Origin of the sequence: Amycolatopsis plumensis, assembly GCF_042652605.1 — a bacterium.
GTDB lineage: Bacteria > Actinomycetota > Actinomycetes > Mycobacteriales > Pseudonocardiaceae > Amycolatopsis > Amycolatopsis plumensis.
The window spans coordinates 4,946,948-4,968,712 of record NZ_JBHSJY010000001.1 but is presented as its reverse complement, the minus strand read 5'-3'; the positions used below and the strand labels follow the sequence as shown (position 1 = coordinate 4,968,712).

Genomic DNA, 21,765 nt, shown 5'->3' with positions numbered 1-21,765 from the left:
CGCTCCGACGCTGGTCACCATGACCACCACCGTCATCGCCCTCACCCTGATCGTCGGCGTCCTGACCTTCGCCGCCGGTGCCTTCCTCGCCTCCGAAGTCGCCACCCGCGTCCTTCGCCGGCGCGAGAAAGCGATCTCCGAGGAACGCAAGCGCCTCAACGCCGCCTGGAAGTTCCTCAAGGACGTCTACGGCGTCAAGACGCGCCGTTAGAGCGGGGTGACGTACGCGCCGGAGATGCCGCCGTCGACCAGGAACTGCGACGCGGTGATGAAGCTGGCGTCGTCGCTGGCCAGGAAGGCGACCGCGGCCGCGATCTCCTCCGGCTCGGCGAACCGGCCGACCGGGACGTGGACCAGGCGGCGGGCCGCGCGTTCCGGGTCCTTGGCGAACAGCTCCTTGAGCAGCGGGGTGTTCACCGGTCCCGGGCACAGGGCGTTGACGCGGATGTTCTCCCGCGCGAACTGCACGCCGAGCTCGCGGCTCATCGCGAGCACGCCACCCTTGGACGCGGTGTAGGAGATCTGCGACGTCGCCGCGCCCATCACCGCCACGAACGACGCCGTGTTGATGATCGAGCCCTTGCCCTGGCGCTGCATGTGCGGCAGGACGGCCTTGCAGCAGTGGTACACCGACGTCAGGTTGACCCGCTGCACGCGCTCCCACGCCTCGATGCCGGTGGTGAGGATGGAGTCGTCTTCCGGCGGCGAGATGCCGGCGTTGTTGAACGCGACGTCGACCGAGCCGAACTGCTCCACCGTGCTGTGGAACAGGTTCTCGACCTGCTCGGCGTCGGTGACGTCGGTCTGGATGAACGCGCCGCCGATCTCGTCGGCCGCGGCCTTGCCCGAGTCCGGCGTCAGGTCCCCGATGACGACCTTCGCGCCTTCGCTCGCCAGGCGCCGGGCCGAGGCGAGCCCGATGCCGCTGGCGCCGCCGGTGATGACCGCGACGCGGCCTTCGAAACGCTGGACCATTACTCCTCCGTGCTGAGAAAGACGTTCTTGGTTTCGGTGAACGCCGCGGCGGCGTCCGGGCCGAGCTCGCGGCCGAGGCCGGACTGCTTGAAGCCGCCGAACGGCGTCCAGTAGCGCACCGACGAGTGCGAGTTCACCGAGAGGTTGCCGGATTCGACGCCGCGCGCAACCCGGAACGCGCGGCCGGCGTCGCGGGTCCAGATCGACCCGGACAGGCCGTACTCGGTCGCGTTGGCCATCCGGATCGCGTCGGCCTCCTCCGCGAACGGCACGACGGCGACGACCGGGCCGAAGACCTCCTCCGCGGCGACCGGGTGCCGCAGGTCGGGCGGGGTGACGACGGTCGGCGGGAACCAGAAGCCGCGGCCCTCGGGCGCAGTGCCGCGGAACGCGACCGGCGCGTCGTCCGGCACGTAGGAGGCGACCTTCGCCCGGTGCGCGGCCGAGATCAGCGGGCCCATCTCGGTCTTCTCGTCGCCCGGGTCGCCGACGACGACGCCGTGCACCGCGGGTTCCAGCAGCTCCATGAACCGGTCGTACACGCTCGCCTGCACCAGGATCAGCGACCGCGCGCAGCAGTCCTGGCCGGCGTTGTCGAAGACGCCGTAGGGCGCGGTCGCGGCGGCTTTTTCCAGGTCGGAGTCGGCGAAGACGATGTTCGCGTTCTTGCCGCCCAGCTCCAGCGTCACGCGCTTCACCTGCGCCGCGCAGCCCGCCATGATCTGCTTGCCGACCTCGGTGGAGCCGGTGAAGACGACCTTGCGCACTCCCCCGTGGTCGACGAACCGCTGCCCGACGACGGACCCCTTGCCGGGCAGCACCTGGAAGACGTCCTCCGGGATGCCCGCTTCGCGCGCCAGCTCGGCCAGCCTGATGGCGGTCAGCGGGGTCAGCTCGGCGGGTTTGAGGACGACGGTGTTCCCCGCGGCGAGCGCGGGCGCGAAGCCCCAGCCGGCGATCGGCATCGGGAAGTTCCACGGCACGATCACGCCGACCACGCCCAGGGGCTCCTGGAAGGTGACGTTGATGCCGCCGGGCACCGGGATCTGCTTGCCGATCAGGCGTTCCGGGGCGGCGGAGTAGTAGTTGAGGACGTCCCGGACGTTGCCCGCCTCCCAGCGGGCGTTGCCGATGGTGTGCCCGGAGTTCTCGACCTCCAGCCGGGCGAGGTGCTCGATGTCGGCCTCGACGGCGTCGGCGAAGCGGCGCAGCAGCCGCGCGCGGTCGCCCGGGGTGACGTCACGCCAGGCCGGGAAGGCCGCGTGGGCGCGGGCGATCGCCGCGTCCGTCTCTTCGGCGCTGGTCAGGGGGACGGTCCGCACCACCTCCTCGGTGGCCGGGTTCAGGACGTCGAAACTCGTGGTCATCGGGTCTCCTTGCTCGCTTCGACGAGAGCTTGGAACAGCCGGACGTCGTCGCTGTCCTGCTCGGGGTGCCACTGGACGCCGAGGGTGAACTCACCAGGTAGTTCAGCGGCCTCGATCGTGCCGTCGGCGGCCCACCCGACCGGCTCCAGCCCGGCGCCGAGCCGGTCGATCGCCTGGTGGTGGTAGCAGAGGGTCTTGGTCTCGGGCCCGAGGATCGCCGCCGCCCGGCTGCCCTCGGCCAACGTCACGGTCCCCCGGCCGAACGTCGCGGGGGCGGGCTGATGGTCGGTCGTTCCCTTGGTTTCCGGCAGGTGCTGGGTGAGCGTGCCGCCGAGGGCGACGCTCATCACCTGCAGGCCGCGGCACACGCCGAGCACCGGCTTACCCGCTCGGCGCGCGGCGGCGAACAAGCCGAACTCGAAGGCGTCGCGTTCCGGCCGGACGTAGGTGGCCGGGTGCGGCTCGGCGCCGTAGCGCCCGGGTTCGACGTCGGCGCCGCCGGTGAGCACGAGCCCGTCCACAGTGGACACTAGCTTCTCGTACGCGTCGGAGACCGGGGGCAGCAGCACCGGGATACCGCCCGCCGCGACGACGCAGTCGACGTAGACGCGGTGCAGCAGCACGGCTTCGGTGTCCCAGACCAGGAACTTCGCGGGTTCCAGGTAGGAGGTCAGCCCGATGACGGGCTCAGAGCCGTTCGAAGCCACGGATCAGCTCCCAGTCGGTGACGGCGGCGTTGTAGGCGTCGATCTCGATCTTCGCCGCGTTGAGGTAGTGGTCGACGACGTCGTCGCCGAAGGCCGCCCGCGCCAGGTCGCTCTCCGCCAGGGCCGCGGCGGCCTCGGGCAGCGTGGTCGGCACGGTTCCGCGGTCGGAGTGGTAGGCGTTGCCGGTGAACGGCTCTTCCAGCTCCAGCTCGTTCTCGATGCCGTGCAGCCCGGCGGCGATGAGCGCGGCGACGGCGAGGTACGGGTTGACGTCCCCGCCCGGCACGCGGTTCTCCACGCGCAGCGACTCACCGTGCCCGACCACGCGCAGCGCGCAGGTGCGGTTGTCGGTGCCCCAGGCGATGGCGGTCGGGGCGAAGCTGCCGGGCACGAACCGCTTGTAGGAGTTGATGTTGGGCGCGAAGAAGTACGTCAGCTCGTGCAGCCCGGCGAGCTGGCCGGCGAGGAACTGCTCCATCAGCTTCGAGAAGCCGTGCTCGCCGTCCCCGGCCAGGACGGCGCGGCCCTCGGTGGAGCGCAGGCTGATGTGGATGTGGCAGGAGTTGCCCTCGCGCTCGTTGTACTTCGCCATGAAGGTGAGGCTCTTGCCCTCCTGCGCGGCGATCTCCTTGGCGCCGTTCTTGTAAACGCTGTGGTTGTCGCAGGTGGCGAGCGCGTCGGTGTAGCGGAAGGCGATCTCCTGCTGGCCGGGGTTGCACTCGCCCTTGGCGGACTCGGGGTAGAGCCCGGCGCCGGCCATGTCGTTGCGGATGCGGCGCAGCAGCGGTTCCAGCCGCGCGGTGCCGAGCATCGAGTAGTCGACGTTGTACTGGTTGGCGGGCTTGAGGCCGTGGTAGCGCTTGTCCCAGGCGGTCTCGAAGGTGTCGTCGAAGACGATGAATTCGAGCTCGGTGCCGACGAACGCGGTCAGCCCGCGCTCGGCGAGCCGGTCGAGCTGGCGGCGCAGGATCTGCCGCGGCGACACCGAGACCGGGCCGCCCTGCACGCGTTCGACGTCGGCGAGGACGAGCGCGGTGCCCTCGTGCCAGGGGATCTCGCGCAGCGTCTCGAGGTCGGGGCGCAGCACGAAGTCGCCGTAGCCGCTGTCCCACGAGGAGAGGGCGTAGCCGCCGACCGTGTTCATGTCGACGTCGACGGCGAGGAGATAGTTGCAGGCCTCGGTGGCGTGGCCGACGACTTCGTCCAGGAAGTACTCCGCCGAGCAGCGCTTGCCCTGCAACCTACCCTGCATGTCGGTGATCGCGACGAGCACGGTGTCGATCGTGCCCGCGTCCACGCGCGCGCGGAGTTCGTCGAGCGTGAGCATGCCTCGCCTGCGTGCCATCGTCGCCCCAAAGGTTTGGTATGAATCCTTTGCCGGTTCTTCCTACCCGGCGAGCCGCGCAGGGTCAACCGGAACAAAGGTATCTTTTTGACCCATTGCAGCGGCGGGCGTCCGCTCGACGGCAGCGGTGCAGTGAATGACTCATTCCTGGCGTCGGAAGCCGTGAATGAGTCATTCACCGCGGTGGGCGAGCGGCCGCCGGGGAAGGTCCCGCCGGCTCGGGCCGCGCGCGGCGGATTGTCCGGGATGCCCGGCTGAGAAGAGCCTGTGAATTCGCCCGACCGGGAGGAAAACGAGGGTGCCCGCACGTTGAACGGGACAAGAGAGGTGAGATCGATGACCACAGCATTCACGCAGCAGACCACGATCGGACAGCCGCAGGCCCGGCCCCAGCTGCCGACCCTGCCCACCGGCTGGCCGATCGGTTCGTACGAGTCCTACGAGCAGGCACAGCGAGCGGTCGACCACCTCGCGGGCGCGGACTTCCCCGTCACCGACGTCACGATCGTGGGCGTGGAACCGATGCTCGTCGAGCGGGTCGCGGGCAAGATGTCGTGGGGCAAGGTCCTCGGCAGCGCGGCGACGTCCGGTGCGCTGTTCGGCCTGTTCCTCGGCCTGATGCTCAGCCTGCTGAACCCCGGCGCCGGCCTGGTCCCGATCGTGATCGGCCTCGTCGCCGGTCTCGGGTTCAACCTGCTCTTCGGCGCGCTGGGCTACGCGGTGAACCGCAACAAGCGCGGGTTCATCTCGCAGAGCCAGCTGGTGGCCCGCCGCTACGACGTCCTGTCCCAGCCGCGCAACGCCGAGAAGGGCCGCGCGCTGCTGGCCGACCTCGCGGCGCGCAGCGCGTTCGGTCACTGATCCGGCAGCTCGTCCGGCCACTGATCCGGTAGTCCGCGAAGGCCGTCTCCTGCGGGAGGCGGCCTTCGCCGTGTCCGCTCAGGTGCCCGAGGACACCGTCGGCGCGCCGGGGATCTCCGCCGGTGGCGGCTGCTCGACCGGGCGGCCCGCCCGCAGCAGCTCGCCCCAGCGGGTCCGGTCGTACTCCGCCGGGGGTGTCGACCCCAAGAACTCGCGCAGGACCTCCAGGAACTCCTCCGGGGCCGAGCGGTGCGGGAAGTGGCCCACCCCTTCGAAGAGCACCAGCCGGCTGCCCGGCATCGCCCGGTGCGCGCGCAGCGCGTGGCCGCTCGGCACCACCCGGTCCTCCGTGCCCCACACCAGCAGCGTCGGGATCCCCTGGGTGAGGTAGCACCGGTCCAGCATGTTGACGACCTGCCCGCGCCAGTCGACGACCGAGCGCAGCGTCCGCAGGAACGCCGACCGCGTGCCCGGCTCGACGAGGCGGAGGTAGCGGGCGACCACGTAGTCGAGGTCGTCGGAGATCCGCAGCGACTCGGCCAGCTTGCGCAGCACCGGCAACGCCGGCTGCGCTCCCAGCAGCGGCAGCAGCAGCCCCGCCCCCGGCGCCGCGGCCAGCCGCAGCAGCGGGTGGACGCTCGCACCGACCCCGCCCGAGCCCACCAGGACCAGGCGTTCGCAGCGTTCCGGGAACTGGTAGGCGAACTGCATCGCGACGCCGCCGCCGAGGGAGTGCCCGATCACCGTCACCCGGTCGACGTCGAGGGTGGTCAGCAGGTCGCGCATGCCGCAGGCGTAGGCGGCGACCGAGTAGTCCGCACGGGGTTTCGCCGAAGAGCCGTGGCCGAGCAGGTCGGGCGCGATGACCGTGAAGTCGTCCGCCAGCGACTCCAGCAGCTCCAGCCACGTCGACGAGTCGTCGCCGATGCCGTGCAGGAAGAGCAGCACGGGCCCGCGCCCGGCCATCCGGTAGGCGCGCTCGTAGCCGTGGACCACCCGGGTCCGCGGGGCGAAGGCTTCCGGAAGCACCGGCCCAGCTCACCAGGCCCGCGTTGGCGGAACGTTTCGGGCGCGTTCGGATCAGGTGAACGACGGGAGCGGCCCCGACCGCTCCCGTCCCCCTACCTGGTCGGTGTCGCCGACGGTGACGCCGGCGGCGCGGTGGTCGTCGTGAGCGGCACGGTCACCTTCGGGATCGCCGCGCTGAACGGCACCCCCGCCAGCTCGCGGCAGGCGCCGCGGTAGCCGTTGTAACCGTTGTAGTTGCCCTGGTCGTCGGTGACACCCTGCTCGATCTTCGGCCGGGGGAACCGGTTGTCCTCGCCGATCTTCTGCCGGCTGCCGCTCGAACGCTCGCAGCCGTAGCGGGTGATCGTGATCGGCCTGCCCTCTTCGTCGTAGAGGTAGACCTCCGTCAGCGGCTTGCCCTCGGCGTCGAAGGCGTAGACGTTGTCGACGTCGCGGCCGCCGTAGGTCAACTGGTCGTTGCCGTAGCTGTCGGCCGAAGACGGGTAGTACGACGAGGGGCCCGCGTAGGCGTTGCGGGTGAGGACGTCGACCGCGGCGCCGAAGCCGCCCAGCGCGCCGCCGATGACGAACGCCGAGATCGGCACGGCCACCCACAGCAGCCGCCGGTCGGCGCGCACCCGCGGGCCGGCCCACACCGCCGCGACGGCCGCGAGGATCAGGAACGGCAGCAGGATCACCGCGTCCCGTTCCCGCAGCATGAGCAGCAGCCCGAAGCCGACGAGCACGATCGCGCAGAACACCCACCACGCCGGCTTGAGCGAACCGAGGTAGCGCAGGAGCTTGCCGGTGTCGTCCTGCTCGCGGCCCTTGGCCAGCGTGGAGCGCAGCCAGACGACTTCCGGCAGCGCCAGCACCGGCTCGACCCCGCCTCGCAGCAGGAGCACCAGGCTGACGAGGAACACCGGCGCGAACAGCAGCAGGCCCGCCAGCACTTCGGCGTGGATGGAAACGCCGGCCCCGAACGCGAGCAGCGCGACCGCCAGCCCGCAGAGCACCAGGCCCCACAGGGCGATCCGCGGCTTGGCCAGGCTGGGCGCGGCGGCCGTCGCGAGCACCTGCGTGGCGCCTTCGCTCGGCGCCGGGTACCCGCCGGACGCCCGCAGCTCGGCGGCGTAGCTCTCCGGCGAGCCGAGCCGTTCGATCAGGGCCTCGACGCGGGCGCCCGCCCCGAGCTCGGCCTCGAGTTCGGCCAGGTGCGGGCGGACGTCCTCGAGGATCTCTTCGATCTCGCTCGCGGGCAGGTCGGCGAGCGCGGTCCGGACCCGCGCCAGATACACCCGCACGGCGGTCGGCTTGTCGCTCATGCTGCCTCTCCCAAAAGCCCGTTCATCGTCGATGCGAAGCTCTGCCACGTCTTGCCCGACTCCGCGAGCCGCGCCCGGCCCGGCTCGTTCAGGCTGTAGTACTTGCGGTGGGGCCCCTCTTCGCTGGGCACGACGTACGAGGTCAGCAGCCCGGCCTTGTAGAGCCTGCGCAACGTCCCGTACACCGACGCGTCCCCCACCTCGTCCAGGCCGGCGGCCCGGAGTCTTCGCAGTACGTCGTACCCGTAGCCGTCTTCTTCGCGGAGCACCGCGAGGACGGCCAGATCGAGCACACCCTTGAGCAGCTGACTGATCTCCACTGCACCCTCCAGTCTTACGCTTGGAAAGGTACCACGCATTGCACAGTAGTGTGCACGGCGGGGGTCATGCGCGTGCCCTGGTGTTCAGCCGCGGGTGTCGACCGGCCGCTCGAAGAAGGATTCGAGGACCACGATCGTCTGCGTGCCGGTGACGCCGTCGATCGCGAAGAGCCGGCGCAGCGACGCCTGGAGGTCTTCGGTCGTCGCCGTCCGCACCTTGACCAGCAGCGACGCCGGGCCGGCGATGACGTGGGCCTCCACGACCTCGGGCAGCGCTTCGAGGGCTTCGCGCACCGGGTGGTCGCCCATCCAGGCGTTCGCTTCGACGAGCACGAAGGCCGCGACCCCGCGGCCGACCGCGGCCGGGTCGACGTCCACGGTGGTCCGCCGGATGACCTCCTGGTCCCGCAGCTTGCGCACGCGCTCGTGGGCCGCGCCCGCGGAGAGCCCGACGGCCTTGCCGAGGGCGGCGTACGCCTGCGTCGCGTCACGCTGGAGTTCAGTGAGCAGAATGCGATCTACGTCGTCCACGGATTGACCATATCAAGTTCGGTGCACCATGCTTTTCGCAGAATCTCATGAGGAGCGGCTGATGGACCAGATCAAGACGGACTTCGAAGTGCTGGACGAGCGGTTCACCCGCGTCAACGGCGACGAGTGGACGCAGCGCCTGCACACCGGCTGCCGCTGGACGGAGGGACCGGCGTACTTCCCGGCGGGCCGCTACCTCGTGTTCAGCGACATCCCGAACGACCGCACGCTGCGCTGGGACGAGACGACCGGCCGGGTCGGCGTCTTCCGGCAGCCGTCGAACTACGCGAACGGCCACACGGTCGACCGGCGGGGCCGGCTGATCAGCTGCGAACAGGGCACCCGCCGCGTGACGCGCACCGAGCACGACGGCTCGATCACGGTGCTCGCGTCGGAGTACCGGGGGAAGCGGCTCAACAGCCCGAACGACGTGGTCGAGCACTCGGACGGGTCGATCTGGTTCACCGACCCGAGTTACGGCATCGACAGCGATTACGAGGGGTACCGGGCGGAGAGCGAGATCGGCGCCTGCCACGTGTACCGGGCGGCTCCGGACGGCTCGGTGGAGATCGTCGCGGACGACTTCAGCCGGCCGAACGGCCTGGCGTTTTCCGCGGACGAGTCGCGGTTGTACATCGCCGACACGCGGCAGACGCCGAGCCACCTCCGCGTGTTTTCGGTCGGCCCCGAAGGAAAGCTGACGGGCGGCGACATCTTCGCGACCAGCGACAGCGGCGGCTTCGACGGCGTGAGGGTGGACAGCGAAGGGCAGGTCTGGGCCGCGGCCCACGACGGCCTGCACTGTTTCGCTTCGGACGGGACGAGGATCGGCAAGCTCCGGATCCCGGAGATCTGCTCGAACTTCACGTTCGGCGGCGCGCGCGGGAACGAGCTGTTCATCACGGCTTCGAGCTCGGTGTACACGCTGAGGGTGACGGTGAACGGGGCTCGGTACCCGCGCTGAGAAGCGGGCCAGGTGCGGTGACCGCGGCGGAACCGCCACCCCGGCCACCACGCGAGCTGATCGCGGCGATCAGCCGGGCGTGGCCGCCTCCACCCGCTCGGCCACTGCCTCCCTGCGGCGCCAGGCGCGGCTGACCTGGACCAGCCAAGCCGCCTCGGCGGCCACGTCCGCTTCCGTGTCCGGTTCCGCCACGGGGTCGGGTTCGCGGTCGAAGCGGCGGCCCGCCCGGCCCGCCTCGATCGCCGCCGCCAGGGTGACCGCCTCCACCGTCGCCGCCACCTCGGCCTCGCGGACTCCCGCCCGGCGGGCCGCCGCCTCGGCCCGGGCCGGGAGGTCCGGGTCGAAGTGGGCGCGCAGCGCCAGGTGGCCGTCGCGGATTTCGATGACCCTGCGGTACAGCGCGAACTCCGCTCCCCCGGCCAGCTCGCGGCCCGGGTCGAGGGCGATCCCCGGGACCGCCGTGCGCAACGCCGTCCACAGTGGCTCGATGCGGCGGTACGCCCGGTACGCGCGGAACCGGCCGATCACCGACGACACCGCCGGCGACCACGCGCTGAGGGTCGCCCCGGCCGCCACGAATCCGATCGTCACCGCCGCGAGCACTGACGACGGCACGTCTTCGCGGGCGCCGATCCGGGCCGTGCGGGCCAGCTGCACGACGTCGTCGACGTCCCAGAACGTCCACGCGGCCGCCCCGCCCACCCCGACGACCAGCAGCCACAACCCCGCCCGCAGCGGCCCCGGCGCCGCGTGCCACGCGCTGCGGACGAACACCGCGAACAGCAGGCCGAGGCTGATCAGGCTGTACACCAGGAACAGCACCTTGTCGGCCAGTGCGAACGGCAGGCCGGCGGCCGGGAAGACCGTGTCGTCGCCCACCCGCTGTGGCGCGGAAAGCGCGAAGCACACCGCCAGCAGCGCCATCGTCGCCGCGGTGAACAGGGCATGCGGTGCGAGCCGCGCGCCTTCGCCGCGCCACACCGACTGCGTGAAGGCCACCGCGAACCCGATCGCGCCCAGCTTCAGCTCGTCGCCGGCCAGGCTCAGGACCCACTCGGCGACCGGGCCCGGACCGGCGAGGGCCGACATCGCCGGGGTCAGCACCAGGATGCCGGTGGCGATGCAGATGCCGAAGCCGGCGAGGAACCACATCGTGCGCACCGGCTGGCTGCGCCGCGCTTCGATCAGCTTATAGCCGAACCCGGCGAAGCCCGCCGTACAGAGGTAGTAGGCGAAGGTTTCGATCACGGCGTGCGGCGGCCGAACAGGGAATCGAAGCGCCGCACGCCGTCCGGGATCCCCGGCTCGGGCCCGCGCGGCTCGGCGGGCCGGACGACGCGCTGCGCGAGCAGGCTCGCGACGAGTTCGGCTTCGCGCTCGTCGACCTCGGAGTAGGTGGTGCGCCCGAGCACCCGCTTGACGAGCTCGGGGGAAAGGTGCGGCATGAGCTGCCGCCCGGCGGCGGCGTCGATGGCCACCCCGTCGGCGCCCACGTCGGCGCCGACGTGGCCGCACAGCAGGTGTCCGACCTCGTGCAGCAGGATGTGCCGCCGGTGCAGGGCGGTCGTGTTGGTCGGGTAGAGGATGTAGTCGGCGCGCTCGGTGCTCATCAGCAGCCCGCACGGCGCGCCTTCGGGCGCACTGACCGGCATGAGTTCGATGGGGCGCCCGCGTTCGGCGGCCAGGCCCGCGACGAAACCCTCGGCGTCGAACGGTTCGGGCAGGCTGACGCCGTCGGCGACCTGACGGGCTCGCTGCCAGAGCGAGCGGGCCGGTCGCCGGCGCCACGCTGGTCGCGCCACCTCAGCCCTCCTTCCCCGCGCCGCGGCCGAACGGCTGGTTCAACGCGGCGGGTCCGGCGGAGTTACGCGCCTGGCGCGAAAACTTCGAAATCCGGTCGCGCGCCCTGCCGGGCCGCACCGGACCTGCCGCACTTCCCGCAAGCGCAGGGCCGCACCTGATCACCGCCGCCGTCCGGGCTCGCACCCCGGCCACCTCGCACCCCTCGGGGGTCAAGGCACCTGCCACCCTCAGCTCTCCTTCTTCGGGCCGCCGCGGCCGGCCTCCCTCCGGGCGATCGCGTCGATCATGTCGCTGATCGTGTCGAGGCCGTCCGAGGACAGCGTCACCGCTCGCAACGCCAGATCCCGCACTCCCGCGTCGCGCAGTGCGCCCAGCAAGGCCAGCTCCTCCGCGATCTTCCTGCTCTGCTCGTCGTCGAAGAAGTACGCCGGGGGCACTCCGAAGAACTGCGCCAGCGCCTCGAGGTGCCGCTTGGTCGGGTTGTCGCGGCGGCCCGTGCGCAGCTGCCACAAGTACGTCGTCGAAAAGCTCTCGCCGGTGGCTTCGCGGCAGGCCTTGGCGACCTCTTCGTTGCTGTACGGCTCGCGGTCGGGCCTGCGGACCACGTGGAACAGCCGGTCGATCTTGTCGGCCAGCGTCGACTTCCCAGGCTCCTTGACCACGATGCTCTCCCTCAGCTACCAGGCGTATTCATCCTAGCTGAAAGGCAAACCCCCTTTATCTACCCGAGTTCGCCCTCGGCCGCGGCTGGCACCGCGGGCACGAGAACGACGAACGGTTCATGAACGGCTCCCGGCGGATCGCCGTGCCGCACCGGTGGCACGGCATCCCCTCCTGGCCGTACGCGTCCAGCGAGCGGTCGAAGTACCCCGACTGCCCGTTGACGTTCACGTACAGGGCATCGAACGACGTTCCGCCCGCGCCCAGCGCCTCGTTCATCACGTCCGACGCCGCGGACAGCAGCTCGCGGCCCTTGGCCAGGGTCAGCTTTTCGGTCGGCCGGGCCCAGTGCAGGCGAGCGCGCCACAACGCTTCGTCCGCGTAGATGTTGCCGATGCCCGAAACCAGCGTCTGGTCGAGCAGCGCCCGTTTGACCTCGGTGCGCCGCGACCGCAGCGCGCGCACCGCCGCGTCGAGGTCGAACTCCGGGTCCATCGGGTCGCGCGCGATGTGCGCGATCGTGTCCGGCAGCAGGATGTCGCCGCCGATGTCGCTGAGGTCGTCGAGCGCCAGGCCGCCGAACGTGCGCTGGTCGACGAACCGCAGCTCGGGCCCGTCGTCTTCGAAGCGCAGCCGCACCCGCAGGTGCTTCTCGTCCGGCGCGCCCTCCGGCTGGACGAGCATCTGCCCGCTCATCCCCAGGTGGGCCAGCAGCGCCTCCTTGTCGGACAGCTCCAGCCACAGGTACTTGCCCCGCCGCCGCGCCGCCTCGACGCGGGTGCCGGCCAGCCGCTGCGTGAAGTCCTCCGCGCCCAGGGCGTGCCGGCGGATGGCGCGCGGGTGCATGACCTCCGCATCGCGGATGGTCCGCCCCGCGACGTGCGCCTGCAGGCCCAGGCGGACGACTTCGACCTCGGGAAGTTCGGGCATGCGGCCATTGTGCCCGGGGGGTCCGACAGTTTTGGAAAAGGCACCTACGGAGCGGTGGGTCCGACGTCGGCCTTCGTCAGCGGAACCCGGGTGGTCCCCGAGGCGAAGTACTCGTCCGCGCCGACGTCGAAGACGCCCGAGCGGGCCTGCAGGTCGAAGTCCTTCGCCGCGGACGGGTACGAGCCGACACCCGCGTTGATCGCCGGGCTGCCCGCCGCCAGCCGGTAGAGCCCGGCGGTGTCCTTGACCAGCTTCGGGTCGACGGACTTCGACGGGATGCCCGCCGTGCCGCCGAAGGTGATGTTGCCCTCGTACTTCACCGTCGACCCGCCGGGCAGCGTGACCAGCGTCCCCGAGGTGCCCTTGACGATGTTGTCCGCGACCACGCAGTCCTTCGGCTTGAAGTCCCCGCCGTCGCCGTCGATCACGCTGTTCGACCCCAGCACTGTGTTGTAGGCGACGGTCACCCGGTCGGGCCGGTCGTGGAGCTTGCTCGTGGGGCCGCTGTCGGCTTCGTCGCCGGAGCCGAAGACGATCGCCCGGTCGCCGGAGTTCGCCACGTAGTTGTTGACGATCCGGTGGTCGTTGCCGTGGAACCGGATGCCCGAGCCGAAGAGGACGTTGCCCTCGACGGTGCTGCGGTTGCCGTGGCGCAGCACGAGGTAGCCCCGGCTGTCCCGGATCGTGTTGTAGCGCACCACGTTGTCGGACGACTTGACGGAGATCGCCTCGCTGTCGCCGTCGGCCTTCTCGAAGAGGTTGTTCTCGATCAGGGCGTTCGCCGAGTACGACTGGCGGTCGCTCAGCCCGAGCCGGATCGACTCGCCGCCGTTCGACCCGCTGTTATGGTGCACGTGGACGCGCTTCGCCATGGCGCCGGACGGACCGAGGATCTGCAGGAACACGCCCTCGCTGGTGCGGTTCTGGAAGACGTTGCGGTCCACCACCGTGTCGTCGCCGCTGACCGTGACCCAGTTGCCGTCGGTCGCGAGCTGGAAGTCGTTGCGGGTCAGGCGGTTGCCCGGCGCGCCGGCCGGCACGCTCAGCGTCGCGCTCCCCCGGAACTTGAACCCGCGCAGCACGACGTTCGAGACGCCGCTCGCGAAGGCGAAGGTTTTCGAGCCGGTGAGGGTGGCCTGCCCGGTGTGCTCGGCCGCGATCGTCACGGGTGCCGAGCCGGTGCCGGACCGCTTGATCGAAAGCGTCGCGCCCGCGGAGTAGCTCCCGTCCGCGAGGGCGATCGTGTCACCCGGGTTCGCCTTGTCCATCGCGGACTGCAGGGCCGCCAGCGAGGTGACGCGGATCTGCGCGGCCGACGCCGGCGAGCCGGGCACGATGACGAGCGCCGCGGCGATCAGGGGTACGAAGAACAGACGCATCCGCCCTGCCTCTCCATTGAGTACGAACGCGGCGGATGATCACCACGCTACGGAGAGGAGGACGGCGCCGTCAACGGGGGTTCCCGCTGATCAGGACTCCGGTTCGGCCTGCTTCTGCGCCTCGAGTTCGGCGGACAGCGAACGCCAGGCCGTCTCGGCGGCCTTCTGTTCGGCTTCCTTCTTCGTCGACCCGGTGCCGTGGCCCAGCGGGCGGCCGGCGATGAGCACCGTGGCCGTGAACTCCTTGCGGTGGTCCGGCCCGGTGTCCTCGACCTTGTACTCGGGCACGCCGAGCCCGGCCGACGCGGTCAGCTCCTGCAGGCTCGTCTTCCAGTCGAGCCCGGCCCCGCGCAGCGGCGCTTCGGCGAGCAGGCCGTCGAAGAGGTGGTGCACGAGCTTGCGCGCGATCTCGATGCCGTGCTCGATGTACGCGGCACCGATCACCGCCTCCAGCCCGTCGGCGAGGATGCTCGCCTTGTCCCGGCCGCCGGTGAGCTCTTCGCCCTTGCCGAGCAGCAGGTGCGCCCCGAGCCCGCCCTCGCCGAGCCCGCGGGCCACCCGCGCCAGGGCGTGCATGTTGACGACGCTGGCGCGGAGCTTCGCGAGCTGACCTTCTGGCAGGTCGGAATGCGTGTTGTACAGGTGATCGGTGACGACGAGGCTGAGCACGGCATCACCGAGGAACTCCAGCCGTTCGTTCGGCGGCAGCCCCCCGTTTTCGTACGCGTACGAACGGTGGGTCAGCGAAAGCCGGAGCAGCTCGGGGTCGAGAGTGACCCCGAGCGCTTCGAGCAACGGCGCCGGATCGGCTGCGGGTCCCCTGGGCGTCTTGCCCCCCATATCGGCTAGCCGATCAGGCGGGCTCGACGACCTGGCGGCCGTTGTGCTGGCCGCACGAGGGGCACGCGACGTGCTGGAGCTTCGGCTGCTTGCAGGCGCGGTTGGAGCAGGGCACCAGCTGCACCGGAGCCGCCTTCCACTGGCTGCGGCGGGAGCGCGTGTTGGATCGCGACATCTTCCGCTTCGGGACGGCCACGAGTAGATCTCCTTATGACGGTCTGCTCGCGGTCGTGCGAGCGAACTTTCCTCCGGAACGAGCTGGACGCTCGTCAGGCTTGCTCAGCTGGGCCCTGCGCAGGCTTTTCGCCCGCGTTCTCGTCGAATCGCTCCACGAGTGCGGCCCACCGAGGGTCTATCTTCTCATGCCCGTGTCCGGGCTCGAGATCGGCCCACTTGACGCCGCAGTCCGTGCAGAGGCCGGCGCAGTCCTCGGTGCACAGCGGAGCCAGCGGCAGGGCCAGCACGACGGCGTCGCGGACGATGGGTTCGAGGTCGATCCGGTCGTCGACCAGCCGGGGGATCTCGTCCTCGTCCGTGGTCTCCTCGGTGGCCGACCCCGGGTAGGCGAACAGCTCCTGGACCTCGACCTCGACCTCTTCGGTCAGCGGGTCGAGGCAGCGGGCGCAGGTGCCCTTGGCCGTGGCCTTCGCGGTGCCGCTCACGAGCACGCCTTCGACGACCGACTCGAGGAGCAGGTCGAGTTCCAGCTCGGAGCCGGCTTCGATGGTGATGACATCGGGGACGCCGAGCGGCGTCTCCACCGGCACGCTGCGCTTGACGGCGCGGCTGAGGCCGGCGTGACGGCCGAGCTCGCGGGTGTCGATCACCCACGGGCTGCGGTCGTCGAGCTGGGGGGTCTTGTTCTCGGACATCCAGTCCAGGGTACGCACGCTCCGCCACCGCTTTTGAGCTGGGCGGGGCCTGGGCGGCGTCGTGAATGACCCATTCCTGGCGTCAGACGCAGTGAATGGGTCATTCATGGCGTTACTGGCACGCTGCGAGACCCGTTCGGGGCCGGTTTGCCCAGTTCAGTGGCTTGCTACGGGCTTGCGGTGACCACGACGGCGAGCGGAAGTCGCCCTTTGCGGGAGAAGGCCGAGCCGGAAGCTCCCCCGCGGGGATCCGACTGTCCAGGTACGCAAGCCGACCCTCTGGGTACGCAAACCGACCGTCTGGGTACGTCGGCCACCCGGCAAAGTCGGTCGTGTTGTGGCGTTTCCGTGGTGGAAGCCGGGGGCTGCTGGTTGGGTTTGATCCTCAGGTGCGGCTGGCCTGGGTGGGTCCAGGGCTTTGTGGCCGGCAAGCTTGGTGCCCACCACCCCGAAGCCGCGATTGTGACTACGGCCGGCAGCACCGCGTCAAGGCGGGAAAGCGTGCCTTGACCCGGCACTGCCGGCCGTGTTCTGGCTTCGTATCGGGGTGCAGGGAGGGGTCTGGGTGGGGTGCGGGGTCGGGCGTCAGCGTCCCGTTAGGCCTGCGGGGCCCGAGGAGGGCGCTGCGACTGGCCCGGACACGGCCCGCCCTCCCTGGGGGCTGCCCCCGCTTCCAGTCTATCGAGGCCGCCCCACGAAAAGCCGGAAAACCGCACGTCAGGCAGGGTTTGTCCACACCGGGTCAGCGATGTGGACAACCGCCGAAGCTCGCGAGCGAGCCCACCCCCTCAGTAGCCTGAGAACCTCGTCACACCTGGTAGTCGTAGAGCGTCGGCCGGCCGCTCGAGCTGGGGAGGTTCGCCGGGGAGCGCAGGTGGTTGCGGCCCGAGTCCACCGTTCGCAGCGTCGTGGCCAGGAGCTCCGAGAACTCCGCCAGCTTGCCGTCCACGTACGCGTCGCAGTCCGCGCGCTGGCGGTCGGCCTCCGCGTGGGCCTCGTCGACGATCCGGGCCGACTCCGCGTGGGCCGCCTGGACGACCTCGGTCTGCGCGACCAAGCGGGCCTGCTCGGCACGGCCGTCCTCGATGGCGCGATCGTAGGCGTCGCGGCCCGCCTGGATCATGCGCTCGGACTCGGCTCGGGAGCGGTCGGTGAGGTTCTGGTACTCCGCCTGGCCCGCCGCCACCGTGCGGTCGGCCTGGTCGTGCGCGTCGGCGAGCATCTGCTCCGCGCGGGCGCGCGCGTCGGCGAGGATGCGCTCCGCTTCGTCCGTCGCTTCCGCGATCGTGCGCTCGGCCTCGGCGTTCGCGCCCGCGACCGTCTCGCCTGCCTCCTTGCGGGCCGCGTGGATGAGGTCGTCGCGCTTGTCGAGGACGTCCTGGGCGTCGTCAATCTCGGCCGGCAGTGCGTCGCGGACGTCGTCGAGGAGTTCGAGCACGTCGCCGCGGGGCACGACGCAGCTGGCCGTCATCGGGACGCCGCGCGCCTCCTCGACGATGGTGACGAGCTCGTCGAGCGCCTCGAAAACCCGGTACACGGCAACTCCAATCCCCTGTCGCTGTGCCCAGTCTGCCCGCATCGGGCGCCGAAGCGGTGAACGCCACCGGCGCCGGGCGTGTCCCCCGGGACCACGCCCGGCGCGCGGGTCAGGAATTCGGGTCGATCCGCTCGAAGGTGGCGTAGCGGTCGGGCGTGTAGGCCAGCTCGCCCGCCTTACCGGAGATCACGCGGTCGTTCGTGCCGACGGCGAAGAGCTTGTAGTAGCCGGACGCGCAGGCCGGGAGCACGCCCTCCCGGTTCTCGTACGTCGTCCCCGCGGACGTGCCGTTCCGCACGTTGTTCACGACGGTCTTCGCCGCCGACGACAGCTGCGAGTAGCCGATCTTCGCCAGGCCCGAGAGGTCGCCGCAGGCGTGCGTCGTGCCACCGCCGACGTCGATGACCTTGAAGGTCGCGTAGTGGTCGCCGGTGTAGAAGTACTCGCCCGCGCTGCCGGTCACGATGCGGCGCGTGCCGCGAGTGCTCGAGCCCGGCGTCGGCACCGTGTACTCGTGGTAGTAGCCCGACGCGCACGCCGGGAGCACCCCTTCGCGGTTGTCGAAGACGACGCCGTCGTTCTTCGGGTACGGGAACGGGCCGTCCGTCTGGATCAGGCGGTACGTCGTCGTCGCTTCGGCCGGGAGCGCCGAGAGCGTCGTGTGCGAGAAGCCGGAGAGGTTGCCGCAGGCGTTCTGCGCGGCGACGGCGGAAGACGGCGCGGTGACCCCGGCGAACAGCGTCGCCAAGAGCGCCACCAGGACGGCAGTCAGGCGCGATCGGTAGTTGGTCATTTTCGGACCGTAACCCGGCCGGGTGATCGTCAGGAGACGACGACGTGAACTCCCGCAGCTCCGGGCCGAAGTCCCGACGAACGGAGGGGGCCGAACGACGGGAACCGGACACTCCTCTGTAGAGGGTCAGCGCCCGAGCTTGGGGAACTTCTCCGAAAGCCGCTCGTAGACGGTCGGCGGCACGAACGGCTCGATGTCGCCGCCGAGTGCCGCGACCTCCTTGACCAGCGAGCTGGACACGAAGCCGTACGCCGGGTTGTTCGCCATCAGCAGCGTCTCGACGCCGGTGAGCTCGCGGTTCATCTGCGCCATCTGCAGCTCGTAGTCGAAGTCGCTGACCGAGCGCAGGCCCTTGGCGACCGCCACGATGTCGTTGTCGCGGCAGTAGTCGACGAGCAGGCCCTCCCACGAATCGACCCGCACGTTCGGCAGCTTCGCGGTGATCTCCCGCAGGATTTCCAGCCGCTCCTCGATCTCGAAGAGGCCCTTCTTGTTCTTGTTCACCCCCACCGCGACGACGACCTCGTCGAACAGCCGGCTGGCCCGTTCGATGATGTCGAGGTGCCCGTTGGTGGCCGGATCGTAGGAACCGGGACAGACCGCACGCCGCATGGCGCGGACGCTACCGTGCCGGGCCCGGTCTCCGCCGCGTGGCTCACGCCACAGCCGCGTACTCCGCCCAGAAGACGGCGGTGTCGCCGTACTTCTTCGCGCGCGTCGGCTCGAAGCCCGGCGGCCAGTCCGGCTCGCCGTCGCGGGCGGCGCGCTCGATCACCACCAGGGCCGACGACCCCAGCCAGCCGCCCGCGGCCAGCGCCGCCAGCACGGACCCGAGCGCCGCCGCGTCCACGGCGTACGGCGGGTCGGCCAGCACCAGGTCGAACGGACCGGGTGCGGGTGCCGCGACCACCGCCTCGACCTGCCCGGCCCGAACCGTGCCGCCCAGGCCCAGCGCCGCGACGTTGCCGCGCAGGACGTCGACGGCCCGCCGGTCGGCCTCCACGAACAGGGCGTCCGCGGCGCCGCGGGAAAGGGCTTCGAGGCCGAGCGCGCCGGACCCGGCGTAGAGGTCCAGGACGCGGGCGCCGTCCAGCTCGCCCGCCGTCTCCAGGGCGTTGAACAGGGCTTCCCGCACGCGTTCCGACGTCGGCCGGGTGCCCTTCGGCGGCACCTTCAGCCGCCGCCCGCCCGCCGTCCCGGCCACGATCCTGGTCACCCCCCGATTGTGCGGGGAAGGCGCACCGCGCGGATGACCGGGACACGGGTGTCCCCGCCGGGACCACCGCGTAGAGTCGTTCTTCGCCCTCGGAGGCGATCCCAAAGCTGTCAAGGAGCCATGCGTGTCCGAACCTCGGGTCAGACGGGCCGAGATCGCCATCGAGCAAGCCCACGTCGATCGCGTGTACACCCGTCTGGACGAACTGCGGGTCCAGGCCGAGGCCATGCGCACGAAGGGCTACGAGATCGGCCAGGGGGCGCAGCGCGAGGCGATCTTCGAGCAGGCGTCGATGCTGTTCGAGCGCGACATGATGGTCTACCACGCCAACCAGACGCTGCAGACGCTCGACGCCGAGTACGAAGGCCTCGTCTTCGGACGGCTCGACGACCGGCAGGGGGAACGCACCTACGTCGGCAGGCTCGGCATCCGCGACGCCGAGTTCGACAACCTCGTCACGGACTGGCGCGCGCCCGCCGCGGCGGCGTTCTACCAGGCCACCGCCGAGGAACCGATGGACGTCGTGCGGCGGCGCGTGATCCGGTGCTCGGGCCAGAACGTCCTCGACGTCGACGACGACGTCCTGATCGCCGACGCCGTGCCCGAGGACATGCAGATCGTCGGCGAAGGCGCGCTGATGGCCGCGCTGGGGCGCTCGCGCGGCGAGAAGATGCGCGACATCGTCGCGACCATCCAGAAGGAGCAGGACGAGGTCATCCGGGCGCCCTGGCGGGGTGTCACCGAGATCACCGGCGGGCCGGGCACCGGCAAGACCGCCGTCGCGCTGCACCGCGCCGCCTACCTGCTCTACCGCTACCGGCGGCAGCTCGGCGGGGCCGGCGTGCTGGTCATCGGGCCGTCCGGGGTGTTCACCAGCTACATCTCGCGGGTTCTCCCCTCGATGGGTGAGACGAACGTCGAGCTGCGCGCCCTCGGCGAGGTCCTCGACGGCCTGGAGGCGACGCGGCAGGACGCGGCGCCGCTCGCCGCCGTCAAGGGGTCGCTGCGGATGCGCAAGGTCCTGCTGCGGGCGCTGCGCGACACGCCGCCGGAGGCCCCGGAGGAGATGCGGATCGTCTACCGCGGCGAGGTCCTGAAGCTGAACGCGCGGGAGCTGGAGAAGATCCGGCGCAAGGCCCACACGCAGGGCGCGCCGCCGAACCGGTCGCGGATCCGGGCGGCCGAAATGCTGCTGGACGCCCTCGCCGCGAAGGCCGAGGAGCACGCGAAGGACGACGGCAGGCAGCTCGACCGCGCCGAGCTGATCACCGACCTGGGCGAGCGGATCGACTTCCACCGCTTCCTGGTGGTGTGGTGGCCGGTGCTGTACCCGGCGCAGATCCTCAAGTGGCTGGGCGAGGAGAAGCGGCTGGCGTCGGCGGCCAAGGGCGTGCTGAACCGGCAGGAGATCTCGATGCTGGCCGCGGACTTCGCGGACCGGTCGCGGGGCTGGTCGATCGCGGACGTGGCGCTGCTGGACGAGCTGCGCGTGCTGATCGGGCCGCCGCCGAAGCGCAAGCGGCGTCAGGTGATCGAGGTCGAGCCGGAGCGCTCGGGCGGGGCGCCGACCCGGCCGGAGCACTACGACGAGTACTCGCACGTGGTCGTCGACGAGTCGCAGGACCTTTCGCCGATGCAGTGGCGGATGGTGGGCCGGCGCGGCAAGTACGCGAGCTGGACGGTGGTCGGCGACCCGGTGCAGAGCTCCTGGCCGGACCCGGCGGAGGCGGCTTCGGCGCGCGACCAGGCGTTCGGCGCCAAGACGGCCCGGCGGCGGTACACGCTGCGCACGAACTACCGCAACTCGGCGGAGATCTTCGACCTGGCGGCGAAGGTGGTGGCGGGGCACGCGGAGGCCGGCGAGCTGCCGGTGGCGGTCCGCCGCACCGGGGTGGAGCCGGAGGTCCGCCCGGTGGAGGCGGCCGGCCTGGCCGCGGCGACGCAGGCGGCGGTGAAGGAGCTGCTGGGCGCGGTGGAGGGCACGGTCGGCGTCATCACGGCGATGGACCGGGTGCCGGAGATCGCGGGCTGGCTGGCCGGGCAGGCGGACGAGCGGCTGAAGGTCGTGGGCAGCCTGGACTCGAAGGGCCTGGAGTACGACGCGGTGGTGCTCGTCGAGCCGAACGACCTGATCACCGAGTCGACGACCGGGCGGCGGGTGCTGTACGTGGCCCTGACCCGGGCGACGCAGCAGCTGATCGTGCTGGCTTCGAACCCGGACTGGATCCCGGCCGCCTGACCTCGGCCCCGGGTGCGGCTCCGGGTGCAGTGAATGACTCATTCCTGGCGTCCGACGCCAGGAATGAGTCATTCAAGACGGCCGGGCCCGTCG

25 protein-coding genes are annotated in these 21,765 nt (G+C 71.0%); 4 read left to right on the top strand and 21 right to left on the bottom strand.

What is annotated here, in order from left to right:
• Positions 1–19: 19 nt before the first annotated feature.
• Entirely contained in the window at positions 20–211 is a 192-nt protein-coding gene (locus ACFPLC_RS24040) for a hypothetical protein (protein ID WP_191313729.1), read from the top strand.
• Here the strand turns inward: ACFPLC_RS24040 and ACFPLC_RS24035 are convergent.
• From ACFPLC_RS24035 to ACFPLC_RS24020, 4 genes are read right to left on the bottom strand one after another with little or no spacing between them, the layout of a single operon-like run.
• Complete coding sequence (locus ACFPLC_RS24035) at positions 208–975, bottom strand: 3-oxoacyl-ACP reductase (RefSeq protein ID WP_013223704.1); 768 nt, start codon at positions 973–975, stop codon at positions 208–210. The two genes, ACFPLC_RS24040 and ACFPLC_RS24035, sit on opposite strands and share 4 nt — an antisense overlap.
• A complete protein-coding gene (locus ACFPLC_RS24030; RefSeq protein WP_378207689.1) occupies positions 975–2,342 on the bottom strand; it encodes an aldehyde dehydrogenase family protein in 1,368 nt (455 codons plus the stop codon). The genes ACFPLC_RS24035 and ACFPLC_RS24030 overlap by 1 nt, the downstream gene beginning before the upstream one ends.
• Positions 2,339–3,049, bottom strand: coding sequence for a gamma-glutamyl-gamma-aminobutyrate hydrolase family protein (locus tag ACFPLC_RS24025; protein ID WP_378207686.1), 711 nt, complete (start codon positions 3,047–3,049; stop codon positions 2,339–2,341). The genes ACFPLC_RS24030 and ACFPLC_RS24025 overlap by 4 nt, the downstream gene beginning before the upstream one ends.
• Positions 3,030–4,394, bottom strand: coding sequence for a glutamine synthetase family protein (locus tag ACFPLC_RS24020; protein ID WP_378207683.1), 1,365 nt, complete (start codon positions 4,392–4,394; stop codon positions 3,030–3,032). The genes ACFPLC_RS24025 and ACFPLC_RS24020 overlap by 20 nt, the downstream gene beginning before the upstream one ends.
• A gap of 336 nt (positions 4,395–4,730) precedes the next feature.
• On the opposite strand from ACFPLC_RS24020, the gene ACFPLC_RS24015 reads away from it, so the two are divergent.
• On the top strand, positions 4,731–5,255 hold the full coding sequence (locus tag ACFPLC_RS24015) for a YflT domain-containing protein (protein ID WP_378207680.1): 525 nt from the start codon (positions 4,731–4,733) through the stop codon (positions 5,253–5,255).
• 78 nt (positions 5,256–5,333) lie between these two features.
• Here ACFPLC_RS24015 and ACFPLC_RS24010 read toward each other — a convergent pair whose 3' ends face one another.
• The 4 genes from ACFPLC_RS24010 to ACFPLC_RS23995 all read right to left on the bottom strand — a co-directional run bounded on the left by ACFPLC_RS24010 (position 5,334) and on the right by ACFPLC_RS23995 (position 8,439).
• Complete coding sequence (locus tag ACFPLC_RS24010; RefSeq protein ID WP_378207704.1) at positions 5,334–6,221, bottom strand: alpha/beta fold hydrolase; 888 nt, start codon at positions 6,219–6,221, stop codon at positions 5,334–5,336.
• 155 nt (positions 6,222–6,376) lie between these two features.
• Positions 6,377–7,588, bottom strand: coding sequence for a DUF1700 domain-containing protein (locus tag ACFPLC_RS24005; protein WP_378207677.1), 1,212 nt, complete (start codon positions 7,586–7,588; stop codon positions 6,377–6,379).
• Entirely contained in the window at positions 7,585–7,908 is a 324-nt protein-coding gene (locus tag ACFPLC_RS24000; RefSeq protein ID WP_378207674.1) for a PadR family transcriptional regulator, read from the bottom strand. Before ACFPLC_RS24000 ends, ACFPLC_RS24005 begins: the two co-directional genes overlap by 4 nt.
• Before the next feature lie 84 nt (positions 7,909–7,992).
• Complete coding sequence (locus ACFPLC_RS23995; RefSeq protein WP_378207672.1) at positions 7,993–8,439, bottom strand: Lrp/AsnC family transcriptional regulator; 447 nt, start codon at positions 8,437–8,439, stop codon at positions 7,993–7,995.
• A gap of 61 nt (positions 8,440–8,500) precedes the next feature.
• Here ACFPLC_RS23995 and ACFPLC_RS23990 point away from each other — a divergent pair, with 61 nt between their 5' ends.
• The gene (locus ACFPLC_RS23990) at positions 8,501–9,403 is read left to right on the top strand and encodes an SMP-30/gluconolactonase/LRE family protein (RefSeq protein ID WP_378207669.1); all 903 of its coding nucleotides are present in this window, start codon (positions 8,501–8,503) and stop codon (positions 9,401–9,403) included.
• Positions 9,404–9,472: 69 nt separating this feature from the next.
• Here the strand turns inward: ACFPLC_RS23990 and ACFPLC_RS23985 are convergent, their stop codons facing one another.
• From ACFPLC_RS23985 to rsmD, 13 genes are all read right to left on the bottom strand, one after another.
• On the bottom strand, positions 9,473–10,651 hold the full coding sequence (locus ACFPLC_RS23985; protein ID WP_378207666.1) for an MAB_1171c family putative transporter: 1,179 nt from the start codon (positions 10,649–10,651) through the stop codon (positions 9,473–9,475).
• On the bottom strand, positions 10,648–11,205 hold the full coding sequence (locus ACFPLC_RS23980) for a hypothetical protein (protein ID WP_378207664.1): 558 nt from the start codon (positions 11,203–11,205) through the stop codon (positions 10,648–10,650). Before ACFPLC_RS23980 ends, ACFPLC_RS23985 begins: the two co-directional genes overlap by 4 nt.
• 1 nt (position 11,206) lies before the next feature.
• Positions 11,207–11,431: a hypothetical protein gene (locus ACFPLC_RS23975; protein WP_378235925.1), complete on the bottom strand. Its 225-nt coding sequence runs from the start codon at positions 11,429–11,431 to the stop codon at positions 11,207–11,209.
• A 2-nt stretch (positions 11,432–11,433) separates the two neighbouring features.
• Positions 11,434–11,868, bottom strand: coding sequence for a helix-turn-helix domain-containing protein (locus ACFPLC_RS23970; protein WP_013223693.1), 435 nt, complete (start codon positions 11,866–11,868; stop codon positions 11,434–11,436).
• 55 nt (positions 11,869–11,923) lie between these two features.
• Positions 11,924–12,796, bottom strand: a complete 873-nt coding sequence (gene mutM, locus ACFPLC_RS23965; RefSeq protein WP_378207661.1) for a bifunctional DNA-formamidopyrimidine glycosylase/DNA-(apurinic or apyrimidinic site) lyase — start codon at positions 12,794–12,796, stop codon at positions 11,924–11,926.
• Between the two features lie 44 nt (positions 12,797–12,840).
• Entirely contained in the window at positions 12,841–14,175 is a 1,335-nt protein-coding gene (locus ACFPLC_RS23960) for a polysaccharide lyase 6 family protein (protein ID WP_378207658.1), read from the bottom strand.
• A 90-nt stretch (positions 14,176–14,265) separates the two neighbouring features.
• Positions 14,266–15,015 (bottom strand): ribonuclease III, encoded by a 750-nt coding sequence (rnc, locus tag ACFPLC_RS23955; RefSeq protein ID WP_191313738.1) that lies wholly within the window; start codon positions 15,013–15,015, stop codon positions 14,266–14,268.
• Between the two features lie 13 nt (positions 15,016–15,028).
• Entirely contained in the window at positions 15,029–15,211 is a 183-nt protein-coding gene (gene rpmF, locus ACFPLC_RS23950; protein WP_003090635.1) for a 50S ribosomal protein L32, read from the bottom strand.
• A 73-nt stretch (positions 15,212–15,284) separates the two neighbouring features.
• Entirely contained in the window at positions 15,285–15,887 is a 603-nt protein-coding gene (locus ACFPLC_RS23945; protein ID WP_191313739.1) for a YceD family protein, read from the bottom strand.
• A gap of 808 nt (positions 15,888–16,695) precedes the next feature.
• On the bottom strand, positions 16,696–17,424 hold the full coding sequence (locus tag ACFPLC_RS23940; protein ID WP_191313740.1) for a DivIVA domain-containing protein: 729 nt from the start codon (positions 17,422–17,424) through the stop codon (positions 16,696–16,698).
• 109 nt (positions 17,425–17,533) lie between these two features.
• Positions 17,534–18,217: a ribonuclease domain-containing protein gene (locus tag ACFPLC_RS23935; RefSeq protein WP_378207113.1), complete on the bottom strand. Its 684-nt coding sequence runs from the start codon at positions 18,215–18,217 to the stop codon at positions 17,534–17,536.
• Positions 18,218–18,343: 126 nt separating this feature from the next.
• A complete protein-coding gene (coaD, locus tag ACFPLC_RS23930) occupies positions 18,344–18,829 on the bottom strand; it encodes a pantetheine-phosphate adenylyltransferase (RefSeq protein WP_378207110.1) in 486 nt (161 codons plus the stop codon).
• Between the two features lie 43 nt (positions 18,830–18,872).
• The gene (gene rsmD, locus ACFPLC_RS23925) at positions 18,873–19,433 is read right to left on the bottom strand and encodes a 16S rRNA (guanine(966)-N(2))-methyltransferase RsmD (protein WP_191313743.1); all 561 of its coding nucleotides are present in this window, start codon (positions 19,431–19,433) and stop codon (positions 18,873–18,875) included.
• Between the two features lie 124 nt (positions 19,434–19,557).
• On the opposite strand from rsmD, the gene ACFPLC_RS23920 reads away from it, so the two are divergent.
• A complete protein-coding gene (locus tag ACFPLC_RS23920) occupies positions 19,558–21,672 on the top strand; it encodes a HelD family protein (protein WP_378207107.1) in 2,115 nt (704 codons plus the stop codon).
• The last annotated feature ends 93 nt before the right edge of the window (positions 21,673–21,765 follow it).